Below are 23,658 nucleotides of genomic sequence, written 5' to 3' on the forward strand. Positions count from 1 at the left end.
TGACCTACGAGAACAGCGAAAGTCGAGGTCTTCCGCGGGCTGCATGTACGTACCGGACGAGAGAGCACGGAGCGCGCCAGGTGTTGTGGATCGGGGACGACTGGGCCGAAGACCATCATGATGTCGAGATACAGGACGGTACGGGCCGCAAGCTGGCCGCGGCCCGGCTGCCCGAGGGCGTGAAGGGCATCGCCAGGCTCCGCGACCTCATCGCCCGGCACGGCGGTGAAGACCTGGAGCCGTCGGACGTGACGGTAGGGATCGAGACCGACCGCGGTGCCTGGGTGCAGGCCCTGACCGCTGCCGGCTACCGGGTCTATGCGGTCAACCCGCGCCAGGCGGCGAGGTTCAAGGAACGCTACGCAACCTCTGGCGCGAAGAGCGACAAGGGTGATGCCCACGCGCTCGCGGACATGGTCCGTATCGACCACGCCCAGCTCCGGCCCGTTGCTGGGGACAGTGACCAGGCCCAGGCCGTCAAGGTCGTCGCCCGCGCCCACCAGACCCTGATCTGGGAACGCACCCGCACCTTCCAACGGATGCGGGCCGGACTGCGCGAGTGCTACCCCGCCGCCCTGACCGCCTACGCCGACCTGGAACTGACCAGCACGGACGCGCTGGAACTGCTGATCAAGGCCCCCACCCCGCAGGCGGGCGCGAAGCTGACCCGCACACAGATCACGACGGTGCCGGCCCGTCACCGACGCCATCACCGGGACGCGAAAGCGAACACGATCCAGACCGCGCTGCGCGAGAAACAGCTCACCCTACCCGAGCCGGTCACCGCGGCCTACGCCGCCACCGTGGTCGCGCACGCGCGAATACTGATCGCGCTGAACGAGCAGATCGAGGCGATGGAAGCGCAGGTGAAGGCGCATTTTCTCGCGCACCCGGACGCTGAGATCTACCTGTCGATGCCCGGCATCGCAGAGATCACCGGCGCCCGGGTGCTCGCCGAGTTCGGAGACGACCCCACCCGCTACGCCACCGCGAAGGCACGGAAGAACTACGCCGGCACCAGCCCCGTCACCAGAGCCTCCGGCAAGACCAGGAGCGTCCAGGCCCGCTTCGTGCGCAACAACCGCCTCGCCGACGCCCTCCAGCGACAAGCCTTCTGCGCGCTACGTGCCTCGCCCGGCGCCCGCCGCTACTACGACCGGCAACGCGACCGGGACCTCGACTACAACCCCGCCCTGCGACAAGTCGGCAACCGCCTCGTCGGCATCCTCCACGGCTGCCTCAAGACCCGCACCCACTACGACGAAGCAACCGCCTGGGCCCACCACGCCCAGCTCCAACCAGCGTCCGTTTGACACGAAACAAGATGAGATGTCTGACAGGAAGTTCAGCAGTGACGCGATAGTTCCGGAAACGCGCCTGACGACACAACTCGGTTCGGAGAGTCCGGCCGCCTGCAGCGGCCGGACTCCCGAGCTGCCACCACGGGCCGTCGACGGATTGTTGACGGTGACAGCAGCACTCTGCCAGCCTCAGGCTGAGGCTGCGGCGACGCAGAACTCGTTGCCCTCCGGGTCGGCCATCACAACGTGGTGCTCGTCGAACTCCTGCCGGACGGCCCCACCCGCCTTCACCAGCCGCTCAGACTCAGCCTTGATCCGCGCCCACCGCTCACCGGCACTGCCGTGTCCCGGCACCCGAATGTCGATATGGAGCCGGTTCTTCGCCGTCTTCGGTTCGGAGACCTTGAGGATGGAGAGGCGAGGGCCGACGCCGTCGGGATCGCAGAGCCATGCCCCGTCATCCTCGGAGTCGTCCTCCGGCAGGTCAAACTGCGCGAGCCACTCCTCGCGGGTCTTGAAGGGAGCAGGCGGCGGCTCATCGATATAGCCCAGTGCCGTCTTCCAGAAATCGGCGAGGAGTTGCGCGTTCGCGCAGTCGAGGGTCAGATCGATTTTGGCTGCCATGACAGGACCGTACTGCACACCTCTGACAGCTACCGCCGTCACCAGTACTCGTGATCACCCGGAGAACATTGACCGACCGTCGTGGACATGTAGTCTATGAATCGTCGCAGTTCAGAGCCGGTTCACGAGCTCCTGCGGTCGGTAGACTGGACGACATCACCCGACTGCGCATGCACCGGGCCGATGACCAGGACACCCTCGATCTGATCCGGGCCGTCATGAGCATGCACGTCACCCTCGTCCTGGTCGGCGTCGACATCCCCGCCTCCGGCCTGCTGCGTGAAGGCCGTTCCGATCCTGCGACCGGGCAGTGGATCTTTCCCGCCGGGTGTCGGCCGCGTGTTCACGGCCTGGAGGCGACCCAGACCCAGCGGCGTTTCGACCTCGTCACCCTCGACCGCTTCCGTTACGACACCGAAGAGCAGATCTCTGCCTGGATGACCCATCTGACCGGGCTCGAGCAGCAGTTGAGATTGCTCAAAGCTCCCGACGGCATGCTCACCGAAGGACGCATGCCCGAGTACCTCTTCGAACGCACCCAGGGTGTGGTCGGGCTGCTCGAGCGGATACTCGAGGACGGCTGCCAGGAGGCCATCGCCTCCGGCGAGGAACAGCTGACCGAGACCCTTCTCGACGGCATCGCCATCGATCCGGCCCAGGACCCGTCGCGAGACGCAGAAGCCGGCGAAGTGCCCTCGGTCCCACAGCTCTCGGCCAGGGACAAGACGAGCGTCCGTTCCGGCCGCCGGAGCCGGAACACGGTCTTCGACGACCACGGCCCCGCGGCTAGCGCCGGCGGGTGATCCGCATGATCACCTTGCCTCGCAGCCTCGACCCGCTCCCGGACGAGGACCTCAACGGCTGCCTGCTGCGGCTCGCCTGCCGGATCGCACCCCCAAGGACCTCGCCCGCATGGCCGGGTGGCCGGCCCTGGCCCGTTCACTGGGCTCGGGCCATCTCCTTGACCTGCCCCGCACACACGCCCAGTCACTGGCACGCCTGGCCCGGCTGACCGAGCACGAGGTCATGGCCATGACCCTCGCCCCGATGCGGGAAACCTTCCCGCCCATCACGACCTCCCTGGCCTCACCGGACCGCCGACTGCGCACCGATTCCTGGGTCACCGTGGGCGAGACCCGCTACTGCCCCTCCTGCCTCGCCGGAGACGGCAGCGAAATCCAGAACCGGTACGGCGGCCCCTGGAAAGTGCAGTGGCACCTGCCGGTGCTGTTCGCCTGCCCGCAGCACCGGCAATTCCTTCGGCATACCTGTCCCGCCTGCGGGCAGCCCTCAGACCCCCTCCTCACCGCGGCCCGCCCCACCACGGCAGACACCCTGCTCGCCTTCCGGCCCACCCAGTGCTGCCGCACCGTCTCCCTCAACGGCCCGCCCTGCGGCCACCACCTGGAGCAGGATGGAGATCCGCTTCCCCCACCCGCCCCGGCGCTCGTCGACCTCCAGACCCGGCTCCAGGCCCTGCTCCGTTCAACCGACGCCCAGCACGCGCAGCAGTCCTTCGCCGACCTGAGAATGCTTGTTCCCCTGCTCTACTTCTCCTGGCCCCGCTCCAAGAGGTTCTTGCGCGCCGAACTCCACGACGCGGCAGCAGCCTTCCTTGAAACCTGCTGGTGGTGGACGCCGTCCGTGCAGTACGCCACTGTCCGCTACGACGCGATTGATCTCCTCCCACAGGACGCACAGGCCTGCGCCGCCTTCGTGGACGCGGCCGACCGGCTCCTCAAGTCCGAGGACCTGTCAGGACACCTCGCTGAACTCCGCGCCGCCGCTTTCGACGACACGAGCGACTCGACGAACTGGGCCCGCGCTTATCGAAAACGCCGCGCGTTGCTCTCGCCCCGCCTGCGCTCGGCTGCCGATCCCGTCATCCACCCTCCCCCGCGGCGTCCCGCCTCCCGCCGGAGGCGGGAGAGGGAGCCCCTGACGGGCATCGGCTCCGTCTCATACGCCCTGCACCACATCCCGGCTTCCCTCCGGGATGAGTGGGTCACGGACGAGTTCCGGCGGCTGACAGCTCCCCGGATCAGCCTTCGTCTTCTCCGGCGCACCGCAGCGGCCATGCTCGTCCAGCGGTCGGCCAGCTGCAGTCTCCTGGAGGCCGCGCACTGGCTGGGCATCCGGCCACGAGCCATCGAGATCACCGCAGCAGACGACCTTCCCCGGTGGCAGCACGGTCACCCGCAGCGAGCCCGTGCTCTCACCGCCGCCGTCGATCAATTGGTACGGCGTGTTGACGCGGACGAAGAACGGATCGACTACCGGACCCGCCGTGAAGAACTCCGGGACTGGTCAATCCCCGTTGCATCCTGGGAAATGATCATCTCCCAGCTGCCGCCATGCCGGGGAGCCCCAGACCTGGGGGGACCTCAAGCGCGCGACCGCCTCGGTCTTCGTCTGGACGATTGCCACTCACGGTGACGTCCTGCTGGCCCCTCGCCCACTGGAAGCCGCTCTCGGCAGGCCGAGACCGACGGGCTGGTCGAACCAGCACACGCAGTACTGGCACCGCCTTGCACACTCCCAGCACCACCAGCACTACGTTGATCTCCGGCAAGCACTCATCGGATACACCGCACAGCTGGCGCAAAAGGTTGGTACCAGACCTCTGGTCACCTCACCCTCCGCTAACTGAGGCGCTCAGAAGCCATTGTGCTACCTCGGGGTTCGTGTCGGGTGCGAAGCCAACTGGGAAACCCAAGGCGGCATCCGCAAGGCATTTCTCAAGCCTGCCTGCTCGTTGATCTGCCAGCGGCGCCTGCGAACCGTGTTGCATCAGGAGTTCAAGGAACAAGTGGGCGTTCAATAGCTGACCAGGACGATGCCGCTGGCGACCACGGCTGCGCAGTACATGCGCTTGAGGCCGAAGGGTTCTTTGAAGACTACGGTGCCGATGATGGTGGCCAGGACCACGCTTGATTCGCGCAGGGATGCGATCCGTGCGGCGTCGCTGAGGGACAGGGCGCAGAGGATCAGGATGTAGGAGAGCAGGGCGTTGATGCCACCGAACAGGCCTGTGCGCCAGTTGTCGCGCAGATAGTGCACGGCCGCGTTTTTACGTCTGGCCAGGGCGAGGGCGGGCATGGGGATGCTCTCGAGGAGGAACAGGTACACGATGTAGCCCACGATGTCGTGGGCGGCGTGGACGCCTGCCGCGTCGGATGAGGTGTAGCCGGCCACGGCCAGGCCGGCGCCGACGGCGTAGAGGATCGGTTTGCGGCCGAGGGCGCCGCTGGTGCCGGTGCGGCCGGCCAGGATCAGGCTGGTGATGCCCAGGGATATCAGCACGGCCCCCGCCCATCCGAGGATGCCGGGCGATTGCTCCATGGTCGCGGTGGAGATGAGGGCGACGGCCAGCGGTGCCACACCCCGGACGAGGGGATACATCTGGCCGAAATCTCCGAGTTGGTAGGCCCTGACCAGGAGAAGGCGGAAGACGGTGTTCAGCACGGTGGAGATGAGCAGGAAGGGCCAGGCCGCGGGGCTGGGTGGTGCGACGAACGGTGCCGCCAGGGCGCACAGGATCAGCGCCGTGCCGTCGACCATGGCCATCGAGGTCAGCCGGTCGGTGCCGGACTTGACGGCCGCGTTCCAGGCGGCGTGCAGCAGTGCGGAGGTGAGGGCGAGCAGGGCGGCAAGGACAGAGGCAGACACAGGTATGACACCGCCGGTTCCGGTGAGCAGCCGCAGACAGCTGCTGGAATTGAATTCCGCGCTATCATAAGTTTATGGAATCCAGTTCTGTCTATGGTGGCCGGCTCGACGCGCACATCCGCTCCCACCTGCCGGCACTGCGAGACGCCGAAGCGCGCGTGGCCCAGGTGGTCCTCCGTCAAGGCGTCGGCCTGCTCGACATGACCATCGCCGAGGTGGCCGCCCTCGCCGACACCGCACCCTCATCCGTGGTGCGCGCATGCCAACGCTTGGGATTCCGAGGATTCCAGCAGCTGAAGCTCGCCGCCGCGCAACAAGCCCGCCCCCAGCCCGGCCAGCCCCGAAACGAGCCTTCCGCCGACCCTGCTGCACACGCCCTGGCCGAGACAGTCCGCGCCGCCCGCGAAGCACTCGACGGACTTTCGACCACTCTCACAGCAGCCCGGCTGAACGAAGCAGCCCAGCTGCTCCACCAGGCAGGCCGGATCCTGCTGGTCGGAACAGGCCTGTCCAGCACGATCGCACTCGATGCCGCCTGCCGGCTACGCGCCCTCGGCCTGACCGTCGACGCCCCCACCGACCCCTACACGGCCCGCCTGGCAGCCAGCCTGCTCCCCCCCGACGCCGCCTGCCTGGCCGTCAGCCACACCGGCGCCACACGCGACACCGTCGACACAGCACGACTGGCCCAACAAGCCGGAGCCCCGGTCATCGCCCTGACCAGCGCAGCCCAATCCCTCCTGGGCGACCTGGCCACCTGCACTCTGGTAGCCGGCGGCCAGGACATCATCCTCGGCCTGGAAAGCGTCGCCAGCCGACTGGCCCACCTCGCCGCCATCGACGCCCTCGTCCTCACCCTCCTCACCATCCGCGGCGCCGACGCAGAACGCGCCCTCTACCTCAACGCACGACTCACCAGCGAACAGCTCTACTGACCGCTCACCAGCAGAACAACCGGCAGACGAGCTCGAGGAATACCTCCTGAATGGCATGTAAGACCGCCAGCAGATGCACATGTGCCCAACCAGTACAGCAACGCGATCACCTGCAACTCACGGTAGAGATGCACAACGGCTTCTCAGCCCCGCCAACTCGGCGGCTCATCCGCCACCTGAAGCGCTCAGCCTCAGCACTGTGACTGAGCGTTTCAGTTGGCCCCTGAGCGTTGTACTTGGCCCGGCTGGGCGTGACGGTTGGCCCGGGCCGTTCGCGGGCGGGGCTGAGCTGGGGCTTTGACAGATCATGTAGGCGCCCGGGCCCTCCGAGCAGTGCCGCTCCGTCGACGTGATCGGCTGCAGCGCCATGGGTTTTCTTGTTAACTCCACAGCGCGGCCGATGAGTTGTGGCTCCCGGCCGGTCCAAGCTCGTGACACCCCAGGAAGGACACCGCCATGTCGGAGCTTCTCGTCGACTTCATCACCTCTCTCGACGGCTACGCATCGGGAGAGGGATGGCCCGGGTTCTGGGGCCTCGAGGGCCCGGAGTACCTCGCATGGCTCGGCGAGCAGCCCGGGGCCACCTACCTGATGGGAGCGAACACCTACCGCCTGATGTCGGGTTTCGCCGCAGGCAAGGTCCCGAATGGCCAAGACGGGTTCAGGCCCGAAGAAGAGGCGTCCGTCGACGAGCTCACGCAAGCGTCCAAGGTGGCGTTCTCCTCCTCACTCGAGGAGCCACTGACGTGGGCCAACTCCACGCTCGTCCGCAACGACGCCGTCGAGGCGGTCCGCGCCATGAAGTCGAGCGGCTCGGGGCTCCTCAGCACGATCGGCAGCCTCAGCCTGTGCCGGTCCCTGCTGCGAGCCGGACTCGTCGACCGCTTCCGGGTCGTGATGTTCCCGGTGATCACCGGGGCCACAGGCAAAGAACGCATCTACGACGGCTATCCGGACGTTGCCCTCGAGACGATCGAGCACCGCACCTTCGACGGCCGCATCCAGCTGGTCGAGTACAAGCCCCGCGTGCTCGAGCACCCGCCGCTCGGCGTCCCTGCCTGACGTCGCCCCGTCCGCCGGTCTGGACGGCAGCGGAGCAAGACCTAATAGGGAGCGAACGGCCAACGTCAGGACGCCCGACCCACCTGGCCCCGAGCCGTCGCAGGTCAGTCCACGTACGCCCTCCCAGGCCGCAGTCTCCGCAAGGATCCACCTTCCGGATACGGATGCGCCGCTGGACGCTTCCCTGGGCAGAGCCTCGCGAGCTGAGCGCTCTACATGGCCGATGGGGCCAGCTGAAGCGCTCAGTCACAGGCACCGTGACTGAGCGCTCGACCTGGCACATGGACGCTTCACGTGGCCCGTTGTGCTCATCGAGGCGACGCTGTGCCGCAGGTGCCGCGGTGCCGTCACGCCCTGCCTTCGACACGCTGCTGCAGGCTGCGGTACATCACTCCCGCCACGCACGCCACGACGGGTATGACCACAGCGGGCACGACCGGCCAGGGGATCCCGGTCCACACGGCCAGGAGCCCCACCCCGAAGCAGACGGAGGCGATGGTGATGAGCATCCGCTTGCCGTACGGCTTCCAGGTGAAGGGTTCCAGGGCGCGAGGGCTGACCAGGCGCACTGCGCCGAAGACGAACATCAGCGCCGCGAGGAGCGCGGCCATCAGGCCGAAGGCGGCGTTCATCTGGAGCTCGTCGCGGGGCGCGGCGGAGGTGTTCTGCCGGACGCCGTCCTTGCTGAGCACCACGATCATGCGGCGCCAGACGGTGCCGGTGACCTGGTCGCCCGGCTCCAGCTTCTTCAGAAGCGGCCCCGGGTCGCCGAAGTCCACGACCCCCTGCCAGGAAGCCCCGTCCCCCAGGGTTGCCTTGTAGGTGGCATTCTTCCCACCCTCCTTGATCACCGTCTTCTCGACGGTGTACTGCCAGGTGCTCAGGCAGTCCTTCTCCGCCCGGACCTGCTCGGCCGCATGGGCGGGGCACGGCTCGGCGGCCCGGTAGTCCCGGTAGAGCTCCCGGTCAGAGGGCAGCCACGCGGTAAACGCGAGATAGCCGAGCACCGCCGCGACCAGGGACAGCACGATCAGCAGGGCGCCCAGGGACCGGGTCCATCCTGGCGACAGCCGACCTGCGCCGCGCCTCTTCGGCCTCTTGCCCGCACTGCCCACCGTATCCCTCACTCGCTGTCCTGACATCGCACACCCCTTCCGCCCCATCTTCCACTCGCCGGGAACAAGAGTGCGACGAGGGGTCCGCGTAGGCTTTTGGCCCCCTTCCTGCACACTGCCTTGGAGAAGTGCCACCAGCCGGCGCCCCGGCGGCACCAGGGTGCGGCGAGTGACCGACCACCTGACTTCGCCGGCAGGTGCTGGGTCAGGCGGCATGTCCGTGTCGCGGGTCATCGTTGTCCACCTGCTTGACCGGGGGGACGAGCCCGTCCACGAGGTCCTCAAGCGTGCCGTTGCCCCGGGTGACAGCCCGGTATCCGGCGTCGATGTCGAGGAGGAGCCGACGCGCGGCCAAGCGGTAGGCGTCGGCGTTGGACTCGCGGGCGGCGAGCCAGGGCAGTTGGCGGGTGTGCTGTGCGGCGGCGAGGAGTTCGGTCGTCAGCGGTCCCACGTCGGGAAGGCACGCGGCGATGTCCTGGCACGCGTACGAGCCGACGGAAGCAGGTGCGGGCTCGGGGACAGTGGGTCGCCTGCGAGCGGACAGAGCGCGCGTCACCGTGCGGAGCAGCGTCATGGTGGCCTCTTCTGCCGGGGGTTCGGGGATGCTGCTACCTTTCGTCGCTGATCTCACCGGCCCGCTTACCGCGAGTTGGCTGGCGGATATCGACGGATTCACGATCGCGGTCGGCCTTACCACCTGCGTCCCGGGAGCCCGGACGGCATGGCCGGCGGCTTACCAGGGCGGGCGCCGTGGTGGGCAACTGATGGTCGTTGTGTGCTTGTGGCCCTGGTCAGGAGGGGTGGTAAGGGGCCGGGTAAGGGCTGCGGCGAAGGCTGGCGACATCCCCTTTCGCTCGCGAACCCTGGAGTCCGCATGCCTTCCGTTCTTCCTCGCCGCTCGCCTCGCGGGCCTGAAGGCCCACCGTCCGCCCCGGCTGTGCCGACGGTCCGTCCGGTGCGTTCGCGCCAACTGCGCTTTGTCCGTGCGGCCGTGTGGGGCGCGCTGCTCTGCGGGCCGCTGGCTCTCGTCGCCGCCGTGGCCGTGCCGCGCACGGCCTCCCGCGCGCCGGCAGCGCCGGCCGTCTCGCCGTCGGCGCGGCCGGCCGAGACGGAGTCGCCCGGCGGCTACGCGGAGCTCTTCCTCTCCCTGTGGCTGCGCGCCGACGCCCGGCAGGGCGACAGCGCGACGGTCAAGCTCCTACGGGAGATGGCTCCTGAGGTGGGGCTGCCGTCGTGGGGTCAGGAGCCGCCGGTGGTCGATCGGCTCGTGGCGGTACGGCGCCAGCCCGAAGGTGGCCCTGCATGGCTGGTGACGGTCGCTGCGCAGCTGCACACCGGCAACGAGGCTGTCTCGGTGCGGTACTTCGCCGTCCCGGTCCTCGTCTCCGGTGACGGGCCCGTCCAGCAGGTCGTGGTCCCGCGGGCGCCGGCCGAGGTCGGTGCGCCGTCCGGTGAGAAGGTGCCGGCGTCGGCGTATCCGGAGGACGTTCCGGTGAACTCGGCGCTGGCGCAGACCGTTGGTGACTTCCTCACCGCGTATCTGGGTGGCGGGCCGGGGGTGTCCGATCGGTTTCTGGCTCTGGGGGTGCGGTTGCCCGCGGTCAGCCCGGCAGCGTTCAAGGACGTGGTTGTCGAGCGGGTGACGGCCGCCGCGAGTGCGGGTGAGGGTGCGGTCGGGCGCGACGGGGCGGTGGCGCGCGTTCTGGTGCAGGTGACGGCTCGTGATGGTGCGGGGCGGCAGTGGCCGCTGGCGTACGCGCTGCGGCTGCTCGCCCGGGCAGGGCGGTGGGAGGTCGCCGGCTTCGACTCCCCGCCGGACAACAACAGCAGCAGCGGTTCCGTCACGGGTGCCTCGGCCCCGGGTCGCGGGCACGTGCTCGTGTTGGGCGCGGGGGCGGAACGATGAGCGCGACGGTGGTGTTGGCGGGGGCGTTTCAGGACATCGGCGACCACTTGTTCGGCGTGGGGACGGGCTGGTCGGAGAAGGCGCTCAAGCTCGCCCTGATCGTGATCGTGGTCGTCAAGGTCAGTCAGAAATTCTCCATGAAGGCGGGGATCAGCGCTCTGTTGGGGCTGGTGGTCTGCCTGGGCATCTACGGCTCACGCACCGAGTTGGGCAACGCCTTCAAGGACGAAGTCCTCAACCATGGTGCCGCGCCGACCGGGGTGTCGGTGACGGAGCTCGGTCGCAGTTCCGCTGCGGTTCTTCGTCCCTCGGACGGGGGTGGTGCGGCATGAGCGCGGCGTCAAGTGGTCGTGTGGGCCGTAGCTATACGCAGGCGCGGCGGTTTCCGTGGGTGCTCGGTCGTATCGGTGACTGGACGTTGCCGGTGGGGCCGTATACGCCGGCGCAGTTGGTCGTGGGGGTCGGCGGGGCCTACGTCTTGATCAAGACGTTCGCGTGGTGGTCGTTTCTGGGGCCGGTACCGGTGGTGATCTGGGGGACGGCGATCTGGGCGGTGCGCGGTGCGCGCATCGGGGGCCGGACGCCGGGGAACGCGGCGTGGGGTTTGGTGGAGTTCGTTTTTCAGCCGTCAGGCGGCAGGATCCACGGTCGTGCGGTGCGGTTGCCTCGTTGCCACATTCTGCACGGGGGCGTGACGGTCGGCGCCGGCGCCCGGAGTACTGTGAGCGATCGGCCTGCCGGTGCAGGAATATCCCCTGCACGGTCTGCTGCCCCCGGCCGTCGGCGGGGCCGGTCGCCGCAGGCGAAGGTGCACCGGGCTCCGGCGCCGGAGGTTCAACCGGGGCCGGCGCCGACGGCGTTGCAGGCTCTGCTGCGGCGTGACGGGGAGCGGGGGCTGTGATGCGTGTGGCGATTCGGCACATCTCCGGTCACCTCGTCTGGTCGACGGCAGCGGTGGTGTGGGCGTTCTGGCGGGTGGAGCCGGTTGGCGACCGGTACATGGGGGCGCGCGAGCGGGACGAGGCGATCGACCGGATCACCTCCCTGGTAAGGGCGTTGCCGTCGGCTGCGCGGGTGTACGGCCTGTGCGCGCAGCGGGATGCGGGTGAAGTCGTGCTGCAGATGCTGGAGTCGGTGGACGTGGGTGCGTCGCCGTTCTGGGGCGAGGTGGCGCAGGCCCAGCTGGAGCTGCTGTCGGACTTGGAGATGCGGCAGCGCACGGTGTGGTTGGCGGTGCCGTTGTCGCCGTCGGGGGTGCGTGCTGATCTGTCGGCGGCGTTGAGTTCGGCGTGGGCGGAGTGGCTGTCGGCGTTGGGCCTGGTGCCGGCCCCGGTGGCAGCGGAGGAGGTGGAGGAGTACCGGCGGCGGGCGGAGCAGGTGGCCGCCGAGCTGGGCAGTGCCGTGGTGCTGCGGCCGGCGCGGGCGACGGAGATCGTGTGGATCCACCAGCACGCGGTGCACCGGGGCCTGGACGAGCCGCTGCTGGTGGAAGCCACGACCGACCTCACGGGCGATGACGGCACAGTCATGCACGGCACCCTGCGCTCGCCCTGTTACGCGGACCTGGGACAGGTCCGCGTGCTCGAGGGCGGACAGGGCGGTACCCCCGGCCAGGCAGCAGATGATTCGCGCGGCCGGCCCCGCACACGCCGCCATGGCAGGAGAGGACGCGGACCGTCGGTACTGCGTCGGCGGTGGCTGGAGGTGGAGTGCGCGGCCGGTACCGGGTATCAGGCGCAGCTGGCGGTGGCGCAGGTGCCGCGGGCCGTGGCGGCGTCGCAGGCGGACTGGCTGGCTGAGCTGGAGCATCTGCCGTTTCCGGTGGACTTCGTGTGTGATCTGCGGCTGGTGGCGGCGGAGAAGGTGGCGCAGGAGGTGGCGAAGAAGAAGCGGGAGCTGGTGGATCAGGCGGAGCAGTACGCCGCGCACACGGCGACCGGGTTGCCGGAGGGGATCCGGGATGCGGCCGGTGATCTGGGCGAGTTGGGGGCGCGGGCTGCGCGCTCGCAGGTCGAGGTCGAGGTGCAGTCGGTGACGGTGCTGACGGTGTGGGGCCCGGATGCGCCCACCTGTGATGAGCGGGCGCGGGCCCTGGCGAGCCGGCTGAAGGGGGCCGGCTACCGGCTGGTGCGGCCGGTCGGTGGGCAGGAGAAGCTGTTCGCGCTGTCGCTGCCGGGCAGTGCGACGCCTGCGTCCGGGCGGGAGTTCACCCAGTTCCAGCTGTCGGAGGACTGGGCGATGAACGGGGCCTTCACCGCTACCGGGTTCGGTGACCCGACGGGCCAGATGATCGGCATCTCGCAGGATTCGGGCTCCATCGTGCCGGTCCTGCTGGATGTGGCCAACGCTCCTCAGGCCGATGCGTCAGCGTCCTTCGGGGTGACCGGCGATCTGGGGGCGGGCAAGAGCGTCCTGCTCAAGCTGATCACCTGCGGTGTCGTCGACCGCGGCGGACGGGCGATCATCATCGACCGTACGCCAATGCACGAGTGGGAGCACTTTGCCACGACGGCGGCAGCGGGACGGTGCCAGATCGTCGACGCCGCGCAGGCCGGGGTCTCGATCGACCCGCTGCGGATCTTCCCGCCGGCCGCCGGGGCGCACTACGCCCTCTCGTATCTGACGCTGCAGTTGGGCATCGGGGCGATGACGGCGCAGGGGGCGTTGCTGAACCGGGCCGTGCAGGAGGCCGCCGGCTCGGACGCACCGTCGATGGCCCGGGTCGTGGCGGTGCTGGAGGAGCTCGCGGGCGGCGAGACGGGGCCGCGCGCGCAGGATGCGGCGACCCTGGTGGACCTGCTGCGGATCGTTTCCGAACGGCCGCTGGCGCGCATGGTGTTCGACGAGACGTTGCCCTGCCTCAGCCTGGACGGTGACGGTGCACTGGCGTCGGACTTCGTGGTCATCACCACCGCCGGGCTCACGCTGCCGCCACGGGAGGCGGTGGCCAACCCGGAGTTGCTGCGCACGCAGCCGCTGGAGGCGCTGATCGGGCGGGCGGTGCTGTATCTGATCGCCGCCATGGCCCGGCAAGTCGCCTTCCGCCCGGACCGGTTCACGCTGATCACGGTGGACGAGTGCTACTGGCTCACCTCGTCCGCCGAGGGCCTGGCGCTGGTGCACGAGGTGGTGCACGACGGCCGCAAGCACCGCGCCGGGATCGGCCTGGGCGGGCACGACGTGCTCGAGCTGGGCAACGAGGTCATCCGCGGCCTGCTCGCCTACCGCTTCCTCGCCCGCACCGGCGACCCCGTACTCGCCGCGCGCGGCTTGGAGTATCTGGGGCTGCCCGGCGACGACGAAGAGCTGCTGCGCCAGGTCACCTCGGGCCTGTCCCCCGTCGGAGACCCCGGCCGGGCCGGGGAGATGTTCGGCCGGGACGCCCGCATGCGGGTGGGGCGCTTGCAGGTGCTCGTACCGCCGTTGCCGCGCTTCGCGCACATCTTCACCACCCCGGGCACCGAGCGCACTGACCGCTCCGCGGCGGGACCGCGCGCCTCGGGGGCCGGCGAGCAGACGACAGGAGGGCACCGATGAGGCACCGCGTGCTGGGCCGGGGCGTCGTGCTGGGCGGTGTGCTGGTGCTCTGTCTCCTCCCCAGCGTCTCGGCTCACGCTGCCGACGCCACGAACCCGGCGGACGGGGGCGGGCTGCTGGGCCCTTTCAACGTCACCACCTCCGACGGCGTCCCGCTGAGCCACTATCAGCTGACCGGCGGCGGGCAGAACCCCGTCGACGAGGCGACGAAGTTCCTCATGGGCGGCACGTTCGCGCTGGCGCGCACCCTGGTGGGCGCCGCGTGCTGGCTGGTGGACTGGGTCTATCGCTTCCCCGTCCTGACGAAGCTGACGTCCCCGGCCCAGCACGTCTCCACCGCGTACCAGCAGCACATCCTGGCGGTCATCGGCATCGGCGGCCTGTTCACCGCCTGGGCCTTCACCTTCGGCCTGATCATGGCCATGCGCGGCCGCCCCGGACGCGGCTTCGGAGAAATCCTGCTGACCCTGCTGATCGCGGCCGTCGCCGCCACCGGCATCGTGCGACCGGACGTCCTGCTCGGAGCGCAAGGACCGCTGCAGCAGGCCCAGTCCGCTGCGCTGGAAGCAGCACTGATCACCGCACGCAGCGGCGGACTCGACCACGGCGCCGTGACCGGGCCCTGCGCCCTGGTCACCGGTCCCGCACAGACGGCGTGCGTGCAAGGGCAGCAGGAGCAGAAGGACGGGACGGCGAAGGGAGGCGATCCGTGCGATGTCGTGGCCGGTCCGGCGAAGGACGAATGCCCGGCCGCCCGGCGTGCGCCCGTCGCCGGTGAGATCTCCGCCCCGATCACGCGCACGCTCACCGAGGTCCTGGTCGTCCAGCCCTACCAGCTGCTGCAGTACGGCCAACTCATCGACAAGAACAGCAGCTTGCACAAGACCTACCTCAAGGGCTTGGACAAGGACGGCAAGGAGAAGCGGAAGAGGGACGACCCGTGCGACAGGATCATCGGGCCTGCGGACAACTTCTGCTCTGACGATGCGCACCCGCCCAAGCTGCCGGGCAAGCTCGGCGTGATCGTCAAGCTGCTGCAGGACGACGGCGATGCCGGCAAAGCGGCTGCCGACTTCATGAGCGAGGTCTCCTGGGACCGCGTCTTCGGAGCCGTGCTCCTGCTGATCGCCGCCACCATCGTCTTCGCACTCGTCGTCTCGATGGCCTTGGCCATGATCGGCGTACAGTTCGGGTGCGCCATCACCGCCGCCGTCGGCTGCGTGGCGTTCGCCTGGGCGCTGCTGCCCGGTCCCAACCGTGCGGCGCTGTGGAAGTGGGCCGGATACTTCGGCGCGGCCACGGTCTTGATGTTCGCCGTCGCCGTCTTCATCCCCCTCTTCGGCATCGGCGCGCAGGCATTGCTCGCCGACAGCCACGGCACCGTCCTCGTCGAACGACTCGCCCTGCTCGACGGGTTGGCGCTGTGCGGGCTGGCCCTGCACCGGCGCATGCGGCAGAGCATCTCCGGCCTCGGCCAGCGCTTCGCCCTGCGCATGCGCTACGCCAAGATCGGCGGCAGCCACATGCTCGGCGACCAGGCCGCCGCCACCGGCCTGGCCCTCTCCTCCCTCGGCGTCGACGGACGTGGCATCGCCGGGAGTTCGGCCGGATTGATGCTCGGCTCCGGCGGCGGCTCCTCCGCGCACGCCAAGCTGGCCCTGCGCCGCTCGAAACTCGCCGCCGGCTGGCACGCCCTGACCGAAGGGAACGGACGTCCCGGTCTGCTGGCGGAGGCCGCCGCCGAAGCCCGGCACGGCTGGGCACCGGCGACCGTCGCCGGGCGCGCCGCCCAGCTCGCCTGGATCGGCCCGCCACAGGCACGCGGCAACAGCCGCGGCGGGCAGGGGCAGTCCGGCAATCGGCCGCCGATCGTCATCGACGGCACGACCGGCGAGATCCTCAGCCACCCCGACCAGCACGCCACCCCGATCGGCACCCGCCTGCAGGAACGTCTCAGCACCACCCGGGGCGGCCGCGTGCTGCTGCGCACCGGCAAGGCCGGCTGGCACTCCACGGTCGGCCTGCCGGCCACGTTCACCCGCGTACGGCGCCGGCGGAGCGAGTTCAGCGAACAGGTGGCCCGGCAGCTGCAGCACTACGACCAGGTCGCCGCGGACTGGCACCGCGACACCCGCGAGGGCCTGCGCGACATCTCCCGGCCGGTGCGCCGGGGCTACGAGGAAGTGGCCCGTCCGCTCCGCGACGCGAACCGGATGCGCATCCGCATGCAGCAGTGGCAGGGGCAGCCCCGCTACCGCGGCGGACTCCCGCAGGAATGGTTCGAACGCCACCTGCGCGATACCGAAGGGGACGGCCACGGTGACGGTGCGGGCGAGGGAGGCCGGAAGTGAGGAAGCTCGGCTGTACCACGCTCGTCCTCGGCATGGTCTTCTTCGGCATGCCGCTCGTACTCATCCTCGGTGCGCGCAGCAAGCCTCAGCGCATCGACGTGCAGCACCTGGCGGCCGCCGCCGGGATCCCGCCGCGCATGCTCGCCGCCTACACCTCCGCCGTCGCCCAGACCCCGCGCGAGGCACCCAAGTGCCGCGGTATGCGCTGGGAGATCCTCGCCGGCATCGCCATGATCGAGTCCCAGCACGCGGCCGGGCACACGATCGCCGACAACGGCGACATCACCCCGCACATCATCGGTCCCCGCCTGGACGGCAGCGGCGTCGGCGAGAACTACACCCCCGTCCCCGACACCGACCACGGCCGCTGGGACGGCGACCCCTACGGCGAACACGCCGTCGGTCCCTTCCAGTTCATGCCCGAAACCTGGGACGGCGGCACCGCACGGGACGGCAACGGCGACGGCGTCAAGGACCCGCACAACGCCGACGACGCCGCCCTCGCCGCCGCCGTGTACCTGTGCGGCAACGGCCGCAACCTGGACGACAGCGCCCAGTTGGAGGCCGCCGTCTACTCCTACAACCACTCGCACAGCTACGTCGCCGAGGTCACCTCCTGGATCACCCGCTACACCCAACTCGGCGCCACCGCAGCCACCACCACGCAAGCGACCGGCACCGCCGCCACCGTCCTGCGCGCCGCCCTCGCCCAGCAGGGCGTGCCCTACTCCTGGGGCGGCGGCGGACCGGACGGTCCCGGCTACGGCGGATGCTGCTCCCCCGGCGGCGCCTCCGGCACCTCCATCCGCGGGTTCGACTGCTCGGGCCTGACCCAGTACGCCTTCGCCCAGGCCCACATCACGTTGCCGCGCACCGCCGACGCCCAGGCCGGCGCCGGCCGGCGCATCCCCGCCGAGGCAGGCGTCGGCGCGCTGCAACCGGGAGACCTCGTCTTCTTCGCCTACTCCCCCGGCAGCGACAGCACCATCTACCACGTCGGGATCTACCTCGGCGCAGGCCGCATGATCGACGCCGCCCGGCCGGGCACCACGGTACGCACCGAACCGGTATGGGACCACGGCTTCGCAGGAGGGGCCCGGCCACTGTGAACGCATCGCGCACATCCCGGCCCATGCCGCCAGCCCTGCTGATGGCCCTCGCCGGCATGCTCACCGTGCTGGGGACGCTCCTGCTCATCCACCCATCGGCGCGCACCGCACAAGGCTCGGCGCCCCAGGGCAGCAGCCGGTCGTTCGCCACGAGCACACCGGCCGGCTCCCGAGAGCCGGCCCGGTCCCCGTCGGCCGCTGCCTCCCCGGTGCCGTCCTCCTCGGGGACGAACCGCGCACTCCCCATGGGAGGCAAGTCGCGCATTCCGATTCCCGGTGACGGGCCCGGGGCCGATCAGGCCGTCCAGAACTTGCTGCAGCGATCCACCCCCGCCAACCTCCCGCAACAGCAGGAGCGCGAACTCCTCGACCTGGGCGAACACGTGTGGCGGGCCGACGTCACCGGCCAGGGCCGCGCCCAGTGGCCTGCCTACTTCCCCGACGCCGCTCCCCCGCCCACCCCGTACACCCGCATCCGGCTCCAGGCCGCGATCGCACGCGCCCTCGGCAACGGCCAGGCCGAAGTCCGCCTGGTGTGGGCCGGTACCGGCCCGTCCGGACAGCAGGCCGACGGCCGTACCACCCGTCTGCTCTTCGCCGGAACCGCCCACGGATGGGAGCCCGTTCGATGACCACCAACGCCCGCGGACCCGTCGTCACCCTGTGGAACGCCGCACTCGACACGGCACGAGCAGGCGTCGCGGTGCTCGGTTGGGTCGCCGAGCACGTACTGCTCGTCCTGACGCTCACGGCCGTGCTCCTGGTCGCTGTCGAATACGTGCTCGTCCGTCTCGCGGGGAAGGTTGCTCGTAGCCGGGCTCGGTTCCGGCTCACACCGAGCGGTCGGTTCGACCCGGATGCCGAGCAGATCTGGCGGCAGGCAACCCTGCTGTCCCGGGCGGCACTTGCCACACCGTGGTGGGTGCCCCGGCGGGCCAGGACCGTACGGATCCGCCTGCGCGCGGACGGCACCCGGCCGCTGGACTACCTCCTCGAAGGCCCCATCACCGCCCGGCACCTTCTCGCCTCCAGCCCCTACAAGGCCGTGCAGATCGCCAAGACCGGGCTGCCGAGGGAGAAGACGCGCACCCACACCGTTCGCGTGGAGTTCGTGCTGCGCGGCCACCCGGCCCGGCGGCTGCGCGAGGTCCCGCTCGTCCCCGACCCACTGCAACCCCTGGCCGACGCCGTCGCCACCATCCGAACCGACCTCGGTGACACCGCCGAGATCTGCCTCGACCTCCAACCAGTCCCCCGCTGGCGGCTGTTGCTGCGCCGCCAGGACCTCCTCACCGACGCCCGCACCCAGGCACGGCGCGACGCCGCGGCCACGTGGAAGGACACCCGAGAAGCCGAGGACTCCTGGCGCTACCACCTCAGCCACCTCCTCCGCAGCACCGACCACGGCCGCGACCTGATCGTGCCGCCCCGCCCCCGGCCTCTGGACCGGGCCAAAGCCCTCGGCCGCCTGGCCGAACCCACCGGACTGCTGCGCATCCAGATCCTCGTACGCTGCACCTCCAACGCCACCGGGCGTGCCGAGCAACGGCTGCAGCACATCGCCACCGCGCTGGAGACCTTCACCGGCGGCAACCGCCTCTCCCCCACCGGCCGCCGCATCGGCCCCTTCACCCTGTGGACCGACTCCCGCTTCACCCGCCGCGCCTTCGACCGGCGTTGGACCAGCGGTCAGATCACCGGCCGGCACTCCTCCTGGGCCCGCGCGGACGAGATCGCGGGCCTGCTCAAACCGCCCACCCTGCACTGCCGGCTCCCGCTGCTCGCCCACGAACTGCCGGTCTACGTCCCCGGGGCCACCGGGCTGATGCCGCACGGCTGGTACACCATGCCCGAGGGCACCGATCGACTGATCGCCACGCCACTGGGGGAGACGTTCTTCTCCCTGCGCGTGGGCAAGAGCGGCTTCGGCAAGACCGAACAGGCCATCACCCAAGCCATCGCGCTCGCCCACGCCGGCGAGGGCTTCGCCTTCGTCGACCCCCACGGCGACGCCCTCAAACGCGCCGACGCCTACCTCGCCCACCCCCACATCGCGCACCGCATGTGGTACCTCGACCTCGCCGGAGCACGCGGCGACCGCACGCTGATGGGCACGTGGAACTCTCTCGGACTCGAGCGAGGGCAACGCGCGGAGGAGGTCGTCCGTGCCACTTGCGACGCCTTCGCCACCGTGCTCGGCTGGAACGACTCCAGTGCACCGCGTGCCCTGACCATCTTCGGCAAGGCCGTCGAGGCCCTCGTGACGGTGAACGCCACGGCCGTCGCTCTCGGACGTCCGCACAGCCAGGCCACGCTCTTCCAGATCCCCACCCTGCTCACCGACGCCCTCTGGCGCACCCAGGTCATCATGCGCCTGCCGAAGGAGCAGGCCGTCTGGTGGCTCACGATGTTCCCTCACGTGCCGGCAGACGCCCTGCCGACCGTCCTCAACCCCATCGAGCGCCTGCACGGCAACCGCGTCGCCCGCGCCTTCCTCGGCTCACCTGTCAGCACCTACAACATCCGCCACGCCATGGACGAAGGCCTGATCGTCTGGATCTCCCCCAGCGCCTCCGGTCCCACCGACCGCTTGCTCGTCTCCCTGCTCTTCCAGGACCTCTTCCGCGCCGGCCTCTCCCGCCGTGACCTCCTCGAAAACCGGCGGCGGCACTTCCACGCCTTCGTCGACGAACTGATCTCCATCGACAGCGCCTCCACCAGCGTCCTGGCCAGCATCAGCGAGGAACTCCGCAAATTCGGCATCCGCCTGCACGCCATGACCCAACTCCTCCAGCGCGTCAGCACCGCCACCCGTGACTCGCTCATGCAAAACGCCTCCGTGCTCTCCAGCACCGCCGGCGCCATCGACGCCGTCAGCGTCATCGCCAAGGAATGGGGCGCCGTCGTCGACCCGGTCGAGATCGCCGAACTGCCGCGCTACGAGCACTACATCACCCTGACCGTCGCGGGCCGCCGCCTCGGTCCCCTGCGCATCCGCGGACCCGAACTCAACGAGGTCTTCGCACCATTGGCTCGCCCACGGAATGTCGGTCTCCTGCGCAAGGCCGCGTACAGCAACGTCAGAGCGTCGCCCCTCACAACCCTTCACGCCCGAGCGGCCGGTCACGCAGATGCCGTCGCCTCGTTCCTGCACTCGGGCCCTGCAAGTTACGTAGAAGGCAACGAAGATTCACAAGACCTCGAGGCCATAGACGGGCCGGTGACTCCGCAGATCACCTGAGAGTCTCGTTTTTCACGGATGCAGTTGGGTGTCTCGATAGCCTTCCTGCTCCTCGACGCCAGTGTCAGGAATCATCGCAACGGGTTAAAACGTGTTGCAGAAGGCCGTGAGCAGAGCATTTCCTGGATAGGGCCGGGGTGTTGAAGGCTGAGCCGTTGTGGGTGGAGACGTTCACCGGGCTGCGGATGCGGCAGTTCGGGAGTCTGTTGCGGGTGGTGCGCGAGCGCGGTGGTGACGGGCCGCGGATCGGACGGCCGCGGGCTCTGCCACTGGCGGACCGGGGCCGGCAGACCACTCACACGGGACCAGAGGTCCCGACCGTCACGCCGATCACCTGGGCCTCACAGGTAGCCGGCGCAGCCGAACGGCCCGCAAACCCGGGACCAAAGGTCCCGATCTTCGGCATAATCGCTTGTTCAACCATTTTGTGTACCCATCGCACATGCCAAGGTAAGGATCATCCTCCCCTGGCGTATGCCACCCATTGACACCAAGGGCTTGGTATCTGCCTACGAAAGGCATTTATGAACCACCGCCAGCGCATAGCCAGCGGCATCGTCACCACCATCAGCGCGGCCGCGCTCACCCTCGGGGCCAGCCCAGCCGCCTTCGCCACCGGCACCCCCTCTCCGTGCTCGGAAGTGGCGGATCCACGCTGTTCGGGATCAAGGCGATCAAGACCGCCCGCTTCGACGGCCTGAAGTAATCGCCGTACCTTCCTCAAAGGGATTGCCGTGAACACTCTCGACGCCGACGGCACAAGTCAACGGTCGGGCCCCTGGCACGGGGCAGCGATGCTGGCGTTCGGATACGCCATCTTCTACATGCCGTTGGCCTATTTCATCGACCACCCGATCAGTCTGCACTGGCTGATCTGGCCCGCTCTGGCAGTAGCCAGCGCGACGTTCGTGGCTGACTGGAAGGGCATCGGCGACCGCCCCTGGTTCATCAGGACAATGACACTACTCATCGTCGTAGCCGCGATCACCGGCGCGCTCCTGTCGTGACATAGTGCTGCACCCTGCGAGGACGGCTGCATTGCCGACTGTGCCGGACGCACCTGCGAGGACGCATCCGGCACAGTCGGCTGCCATGAACCAGGCATACGGACAAGCCACCACCCAGTTGAAAGACGGGTTCTGGACAAAGCGCCCCCGCATGGGCGGGACGGACCGAGTCCTCGGCCGCGCCCCGCGTCCGTTCAACGGCTGGGCCGCCCGCAACATCGCCGTTCCCCGCTGAGGCACGGCTCGGAGGCGCGACTCAACTGGAGCCCCCTGGCAGCCTCGTAGTCGGCCTCGGGGAATATGGGTGAAGTCATTGGCGCGCCGCCCTCAACTGCTCCGGTTCAGGTACTGGAGGAATACGGACACATAAGCCCGATCGGCGGCTTGTGAGCAGGGAAATGTCGCCACGGCGGCATCGAGTTCCGATTGATGGAACTTCCGCCAGACAGGATTCCGGGCGGCCAGCGCCGCCAGTTGATTCTGGGGCAGCACTTGGCCGCCACCCCGGATGTCGGCCATCACGGACGTGTATTCCTTGCGCAGGTCCGTGATGAGCGCGAGACGGGATTGTGCCGGATGACCGGCCGCCGTCGCACAGGATCTCCATGTCTCAAGTGCCGATTGGTAACGTCGGTCGTGTTGCACCTCGCCGTCCAGCCGAGCCCACTCGGAGTTCGCCTCCGGGATTCTATATTCCTCTTCGGTCGTACGCTGTGAGCTGTCGACGCAACCGGGAAGGGCCGCATCGTAAGCCTTGAGGGAAGCAGCGGAAAGGGTCTTCAGATAGCTCTTGGCTGCCGTGGCCTCAGGGGCGAAGTGGGGGAACACCGATATTCCGAACCCGTGCTTGCGCGCGTAGTCGAGGCTCGAAAAGTCTGATGCGTCCTCGACATCGACCACGCTGTGCGGGTTCTTGGGCAGGTACTGGAAGCCGTGCGACTTCATGCACGTAGAGGTCAGGGCCTCCGTGCGAGCGGCAACCTCGAGGTCGAATTTCGTCGACTCCGACTGGCCGGAAGCACCTGCCAGGATCAGCACGAAACGGCGAGTGCCGGCCGTCGCCCCAGCCGTCCGGCCGTCGCCGGACGGGAAATACGCGAACCCCGCCGCAACCATCGCGGCAATGATCACGGCCAGCGCGACCGCAAGGAGCTTGTATCTGCCCAGCATCACCCGGGCCTCCTCCTCTGACCGGGTGTGCCCTGGTGCACCCCGAACTCGACGCACCAGGGCTCCTGTTGCCTGCTCAGGTACCTGTCACCAGTTGCTCAGGTCGACACCCACCTGGTCGAAACCCCGGTTGTAGGTACCGTTGCTGGTGCAGTCGTAGTGCGAGGCGTTCGTACCGTGGCGCGCGACGATCGAGGACTCGTACCAGTTTCCTCCGCCGTTGCCCCGGAGACAGTGGGCCATGTCCTTGCCGCCGTCCTGCCCGGATACCCAGACGAGCGACTGCTGGTACCGCTGGTAACGGCTGTCCCAATTGTTCGCCACGAACTGGTAGTTGCCGGTTCTGCCGTAGTCGTTGTACGAACCGGCTTGCGTGACGTTGCCGGTCTTTATTTGCGTCTGCGCCTCAGCGGTGCCGGTGGTGAGGCCGATCGTGGCGCAGCAGCCTGCGATTGCCAGTGCGCCGAAGGTCTTCCAGGTGCGAGGCATGGTTGATGCGTGCTCCTTCTGCCGTCTTGCCGGTCGGAAGTGGTGTAGTAGTGCGTGTGGACTGTGCGGCCGCGAGCGCAGCAGAGTTCACCGGCCGGGCCACCCTGCGACGGGCTTCATGGGGGCAACCGGTGCCCCCATG

Annotated in this window: 20 protein-coding genes and 1 pseudogene; 15 read left to right on the forward strand and 6 right to left on the reverse strand. The window is 69.2% G+C overall.

The features are described 5' to 3' along the window. The first annotated feature begins 80 nt into the window (after positions 1–80). Complete coding sequence (locus ACLHRZ_RS32500; RefSeq protein ID WP_490422191.1) at positions 81–1,313, forward strand: IS110 family RNA-guided transposase; 1,233 nt, start codon at positions 81–83, stop codon at positions 1,311–1,313. A 177-nt stretch (positions 1,314–1,490) separates the two neighbouring features. Here ACLHRZ_RS32500 and ACLHRZ_RS32505 read toward each other — a convergent pair whose 3' ends face one another. Then, a complete protein-coding gene (locus ACLHRZ_RS32505; protein WP_490422192.1) occupies positions 1,491–1,925 on the reverse strand; it encodes a VOC family protein in 435 nt (144 codons plus the stop codon). Between the two features lie 170 nt (positions 1,926–2,095). On the opposite strand from ACLHRZ_RS32505, the gene ACLHRZ_RS32510 reads away from it, so the two are divergent. After that, entirely contained in the window at positions 2,096–2,728 is a 633-nt protein-coding gene (locus ACLHRZ_RS32510; protein ID WP_490422193.1) for a hypothetical protein, read from the forward strand. A gap of 109 nt (positions 2,729–2,837) precedes the next feature. Then, on the forward strand, positions 2,838–4,361 hold the full coding sequence (locus tag ACLHRZ_RS32515; RefSeq protein WP_490422194.1) for a TniQ family protein: 1,524 nt from the start codon (positions 2,838–2,840) through the stop codon (positions 4,359–4,361). A gap of 381 nt (positions 4,362–4,742) precedes the next feature. Here the strand turns inward: ACLHRZ_RS32515 and ACLHRZ_RS32520 are convergent, their stop codons facing one another. Continuing rightward, the gene (locus tag ACLHRZ_RS32520; protein ID WP_490422195.1) at positions 4,743–5,594 is read right to left on the reverse strand and encodes an EamA family transporter; all 852 of its coding nucleotides are present in this window, start codon (positions 5,592–5,594) and stop codon (positions 4,743–4,745) included. A gap of 74 nt (positions 5,595–5,668) precedes the next feature. Here ACLHRZ_RS32520 and ACLHRZ_RS32525 point away from each other — a divergent pair, with 74 nt between their 5' ends. Further along, positions 5,669–6,529: a MurR/RpiR family transcriptional regulator gene (locus tag ACLHRZ_RS32525; RefSeq protein ID WP_490422196.1), complete on the forward strand. Its 861-nt coding sequence runs from the start codon at positions 5,669–5,671 to the stop codon at positions 6,527–6,529. Positions 6,530–6,985: 456 nt separating this feature from the next. Beyond that, positions 6,986–7,591, forward strand: a complete 606-nt coding sequence (locus tag ACLHRZ_RS32530) for a dihydrofolate reductase family protein (RefSeq protein ID WP_490422197.1) — start codon at positions 6,986–6,988, stop codon at positions 7,589–7,591. Positions 7,592–7,938: 347 nt separating this feature from the next. Here the strand turns inward: ACLHRZ_RS32530 and ACLHRZ_RS32535 are convergent, their stop codons facing one another. Beyond that, positions 7,939–8,718, reverse strand: coding sequence for a hypothetical protein (locus ACLHRZ_RS32535; protein ID WP_490422198.1), 780 nt, complete (start codon positions 8,716–8,718; stop codon positions 7,939–7,941). 193 nt (positions 8,719–8,911) lie between these two features. After that, the gene (locus tag ACLHRZ_RS32540; RefSeq protein WP_490422199.1) at positions 8,912–9,280 is read right to left on the reverse strand and encodes a hypothetical protein; all 369 of its coding nucleotides are present in this window, start codon (positions 9,278–9,280) and stop codon (positions 8,912–8,914) included. Positions 9,281–9,661: 381 nt separating this feature from the next. On the opposite strand from ACLHRZ_RS32540, the gene ACLHRZ_RS32545 reads away from it, so the two are divergent. The 10 genes and pseudogenes from ACLHRZ_RS32545 (at position 9,662) to ACLHRZ_RS32590 (ending at position 22,092) form a co-directional block, all read left to right on the forward strand. Next, the gene (locus ACLHRZ_RS32545) at positions 9,662–10,612 is read left to right on the forward strand and encodes a conjugal transfer protein (RefSeq protein WP_490422200.1); all 951 of its coding nucleotides are present in this window, start codon (positions 9,662–9,664) and stop codon (positions 10,610–10,612) included. Further along, positions 10,609–10,944, forward strand: coding sequence for a hypothetical protein (locus ACLHRZ_RS32550; protein ID WP_490422201.1), 336 nt, complete (start codon positions 10,609–10,611; stop codon positions 10,942–10,944). Before ACLHRZ_RS32545 ends, ACLHRZ_RS32550 begins: the two co-directional genes overlap by 4 nt. A gap of 568 nt (positions 10,945–11,512) precedes the next feature. Further along, positions 11,513–14,149: an ATP-binding protein gene (locus ACLHRZ_RS32555; RefSeq protein ID WP_490422202.1), complete on the forward strand. Its 2,637-nt coding sequence runs from the start codon at positions 11,513–11,515 to the stop codon at positions 14,147–14,149. Next, positions 14,146–16,500, forward strand: coding sequence for a hypothetical protein (locus ACLHRZ_RS32560; RefSeq protein ID WP_490422203.1), 2,355 nt, complete (start codon positions 14,146–14,148; stop codon positions 16,498–16,500). Before ACLHRZ_RS32555 ends, ACLHRZ_RS32560 begins: the two co-directional genes overlap by 4 nt. Further along, positions 16,497–17,609, forward strand: a complete 1,113-nt coding sequence (locus ACLHRZ_RS32565; protein ID WP_490422204.1) for a C40 family peptidase — start codon at positions 16,497–16,499, stop codon at positions 17,607–17,609. The genes ACLHRZ_RS32560 and ACLHRZ_RS32565 overlap by 4 nt, the downstream gene beginning before the upstream one ends. 23 nt (positions 17,610–17,632) lie before the next feature. Beyond that, a complete protein-coding gene (locus tag ACLHRZ_RS32570) occupies positions 17,633–18,241 on the forward strand; it encodes a hypothetical protein (RefSeq protein WP_490422205.1) in 609 nt (202 codons plus the stop codon). Next, complete coding sequence (locus tag ACLHRZ_RS32575; RefSeq protein ID WP_490422206.1) at positions 18,238–20,850, forward strand: ATP/GTP-binding protein; 2,613 nt, start codon at positions 18,238–18,240, stop codon at positions 20,848–20,850. The genes ACLHRZ_RS32570 and ACLHRZ_RS32575 overlap by 4 nt, the downstream gene beginning before the upstream one ends. A gap of 122 nt (positions 20,851–20,972) precedes the next feature. Next, positions 20,973–21,131 (forward strand): annotated as a pseudogene (locus ACLHRZ_RS32580) (IS5/IS1182 family transposase); the annotation flags it as partial. Positions 21,132–21,584: 453 nt separating this feature from the next. Further along, positions 21,585–21,857, forward strand: coding sequence for a hypothetical protein (locus ACLHRZ_RS32585; RefSeq protein WP_490422207.1), 273 nt, complete (start codon positions 21,585–21,587; stop codon positions 21,855–21,857). A gap of 85 nt (positions 21,858–21,942) precedes the next feature. Further along, the gene (locus tag ACLHRZ_RS32590) at positions 21,943–22,092 is read left to right on the forward strand and encodes a hypothetical protein (protein WP_490422208.1); all 150 of its coding nucleotides are present in this window, start codon (positions 21,943–21,945) and stop codon (positions 22,090–22,092) included. 92 nt (positions 22,093–22,184) lie between these two features. Here ACLHRZ_RS32590 and ACLHRZ_RS32595 read toward each other — a convergent pair whose 3' ends face one another. After that, entirely contained in the window at positions 22,185–23,027 is an 843-nt protein-coding gene (locus ACLHRZ_RS32595) for a hypothetical protein (protein WP_490422209.1), read from the reverse strand. 87 nt (positions 23,028–23,114) lie between these two features. Beyond that, positions 23,115–23,516 carry a hypothetical protein gene (locus tag ACLHRZ_RS32600; protein ID WP_490422210.1) on the reverse strand — a complete coding sequence of 134 codons (402 nt, stop codon included), beginning with the start codon at positions 23,514–23,516 and terminating at the stop codon, positions 23,115–23,117. Positions 23,517–23,658 lie beyond the last annotated feature (142 nt).

Source organism: Streptomyces sp. AM25 (assembly GCF_058146165.1).

Bases quoted from the DNA above. Each gene is read 5' to 3' on its own strand.
- ACLHRZ_RS32505 (WP_490422192.1), bottom strand. From the start codon at position 1,925: ATGGCAGCCAAAATCGATCTGACCCTCGACTGCGCGAACGCGCAACTC.
- ACLHRZ_RS32510 (WP_490422193.1), top strand. From the start codon at position 2,096: ATGCACCGGGCCGATGACCAGGACACCCTCGATCTGATCCGGGCCGTC.
- ACLHRZ_RS32515 (WP_490422194.1), top strand. From the start codon at position 2,838: ATGGCCGGGTGGCCGGCCCTGGCCCGTTCACTGGGCTCGGGCCATCTC.
- ACLHRZ_RS32525 (WP_490422196.1), top strand. From the start codon at position 5,669: ATGGAATCCAGTTCTGTCTATGGTGGCCGGCTCGACGCGCACATCCGC.
- ACLHRZ_RS32530 (WP_490422197.1), top strand. From the start codon at position 6,986: ATGTCGGAGCTTCTCGTCGACTTCATCACCTCTCTCGACGGCTACGCA.
- ACLHRZ_RS32540 (WP_490422199.1), bottom strand. From the start codon at position 9,280: ATGACGCTGCTCCGCACGGTGACGCGCGCTCTGTCCGCTCGCAGGCGA.
- ACLHRZ_RS32550 (WP_490422201.1), top strand. From the start codon at position 10,609: ATGAGCGCGACGGTGGTGTTGGCGGGGGCGTTTCAGGACATCGGCGAC.
- ACLHRZ_RS32555 (WP_490422202.1), top strand. From the start codon at position 11,513: ATGCGTGTGGCGATTCGGCACATCTCCGGTCACCTCGTCTGGTCGACG.
- ACLHRZ_RS32560 (WP_490422203.1), top strand. From the start codon at position 14,146: ATGAGGCACCGCGTGCTGGGCCGGGGCGTCGTGCTGGGCGGTGTGCTG.
- ACLHRZ_RS32570 (WP_490422205.1), top strand. From the start codon at position 17,633: ATGCCGCCAGCCCTGCTGATGGCCCTCGCCGGCATGCTCACCGTGCTG.
- ACLHRZ_RS32575 (WP_490422206.1), top strand. From the start codon at position 18,238: ATGACCACCAACGCCCGCGGACCCGTCGTCACCCTGTGGAACGCCGCA.
- ACLHRZ_RS32590 (WP_490422208.1), top strand. From the start codon at position 21,943: ATGAACCAGGCATACGGACAAGCCACCACCCAGTTGAAAGACGGGTTC.
- ACLHRZ_RS32595 (WP_490422209.1), bottom strand. From the start codon at position 23,027: ATGCTGGGCAGATACAAGCTCCTTGCGGTCGCGCTGGCCGTGATCATT.
- ACLHRZ_RS32600 (WP_490422210.1), bottom strand. From the start codon at position 23,516: ATGCCTCGCACCTGGAAGACCTTCGGCGCACTGGCAATCGCAGGCTGC.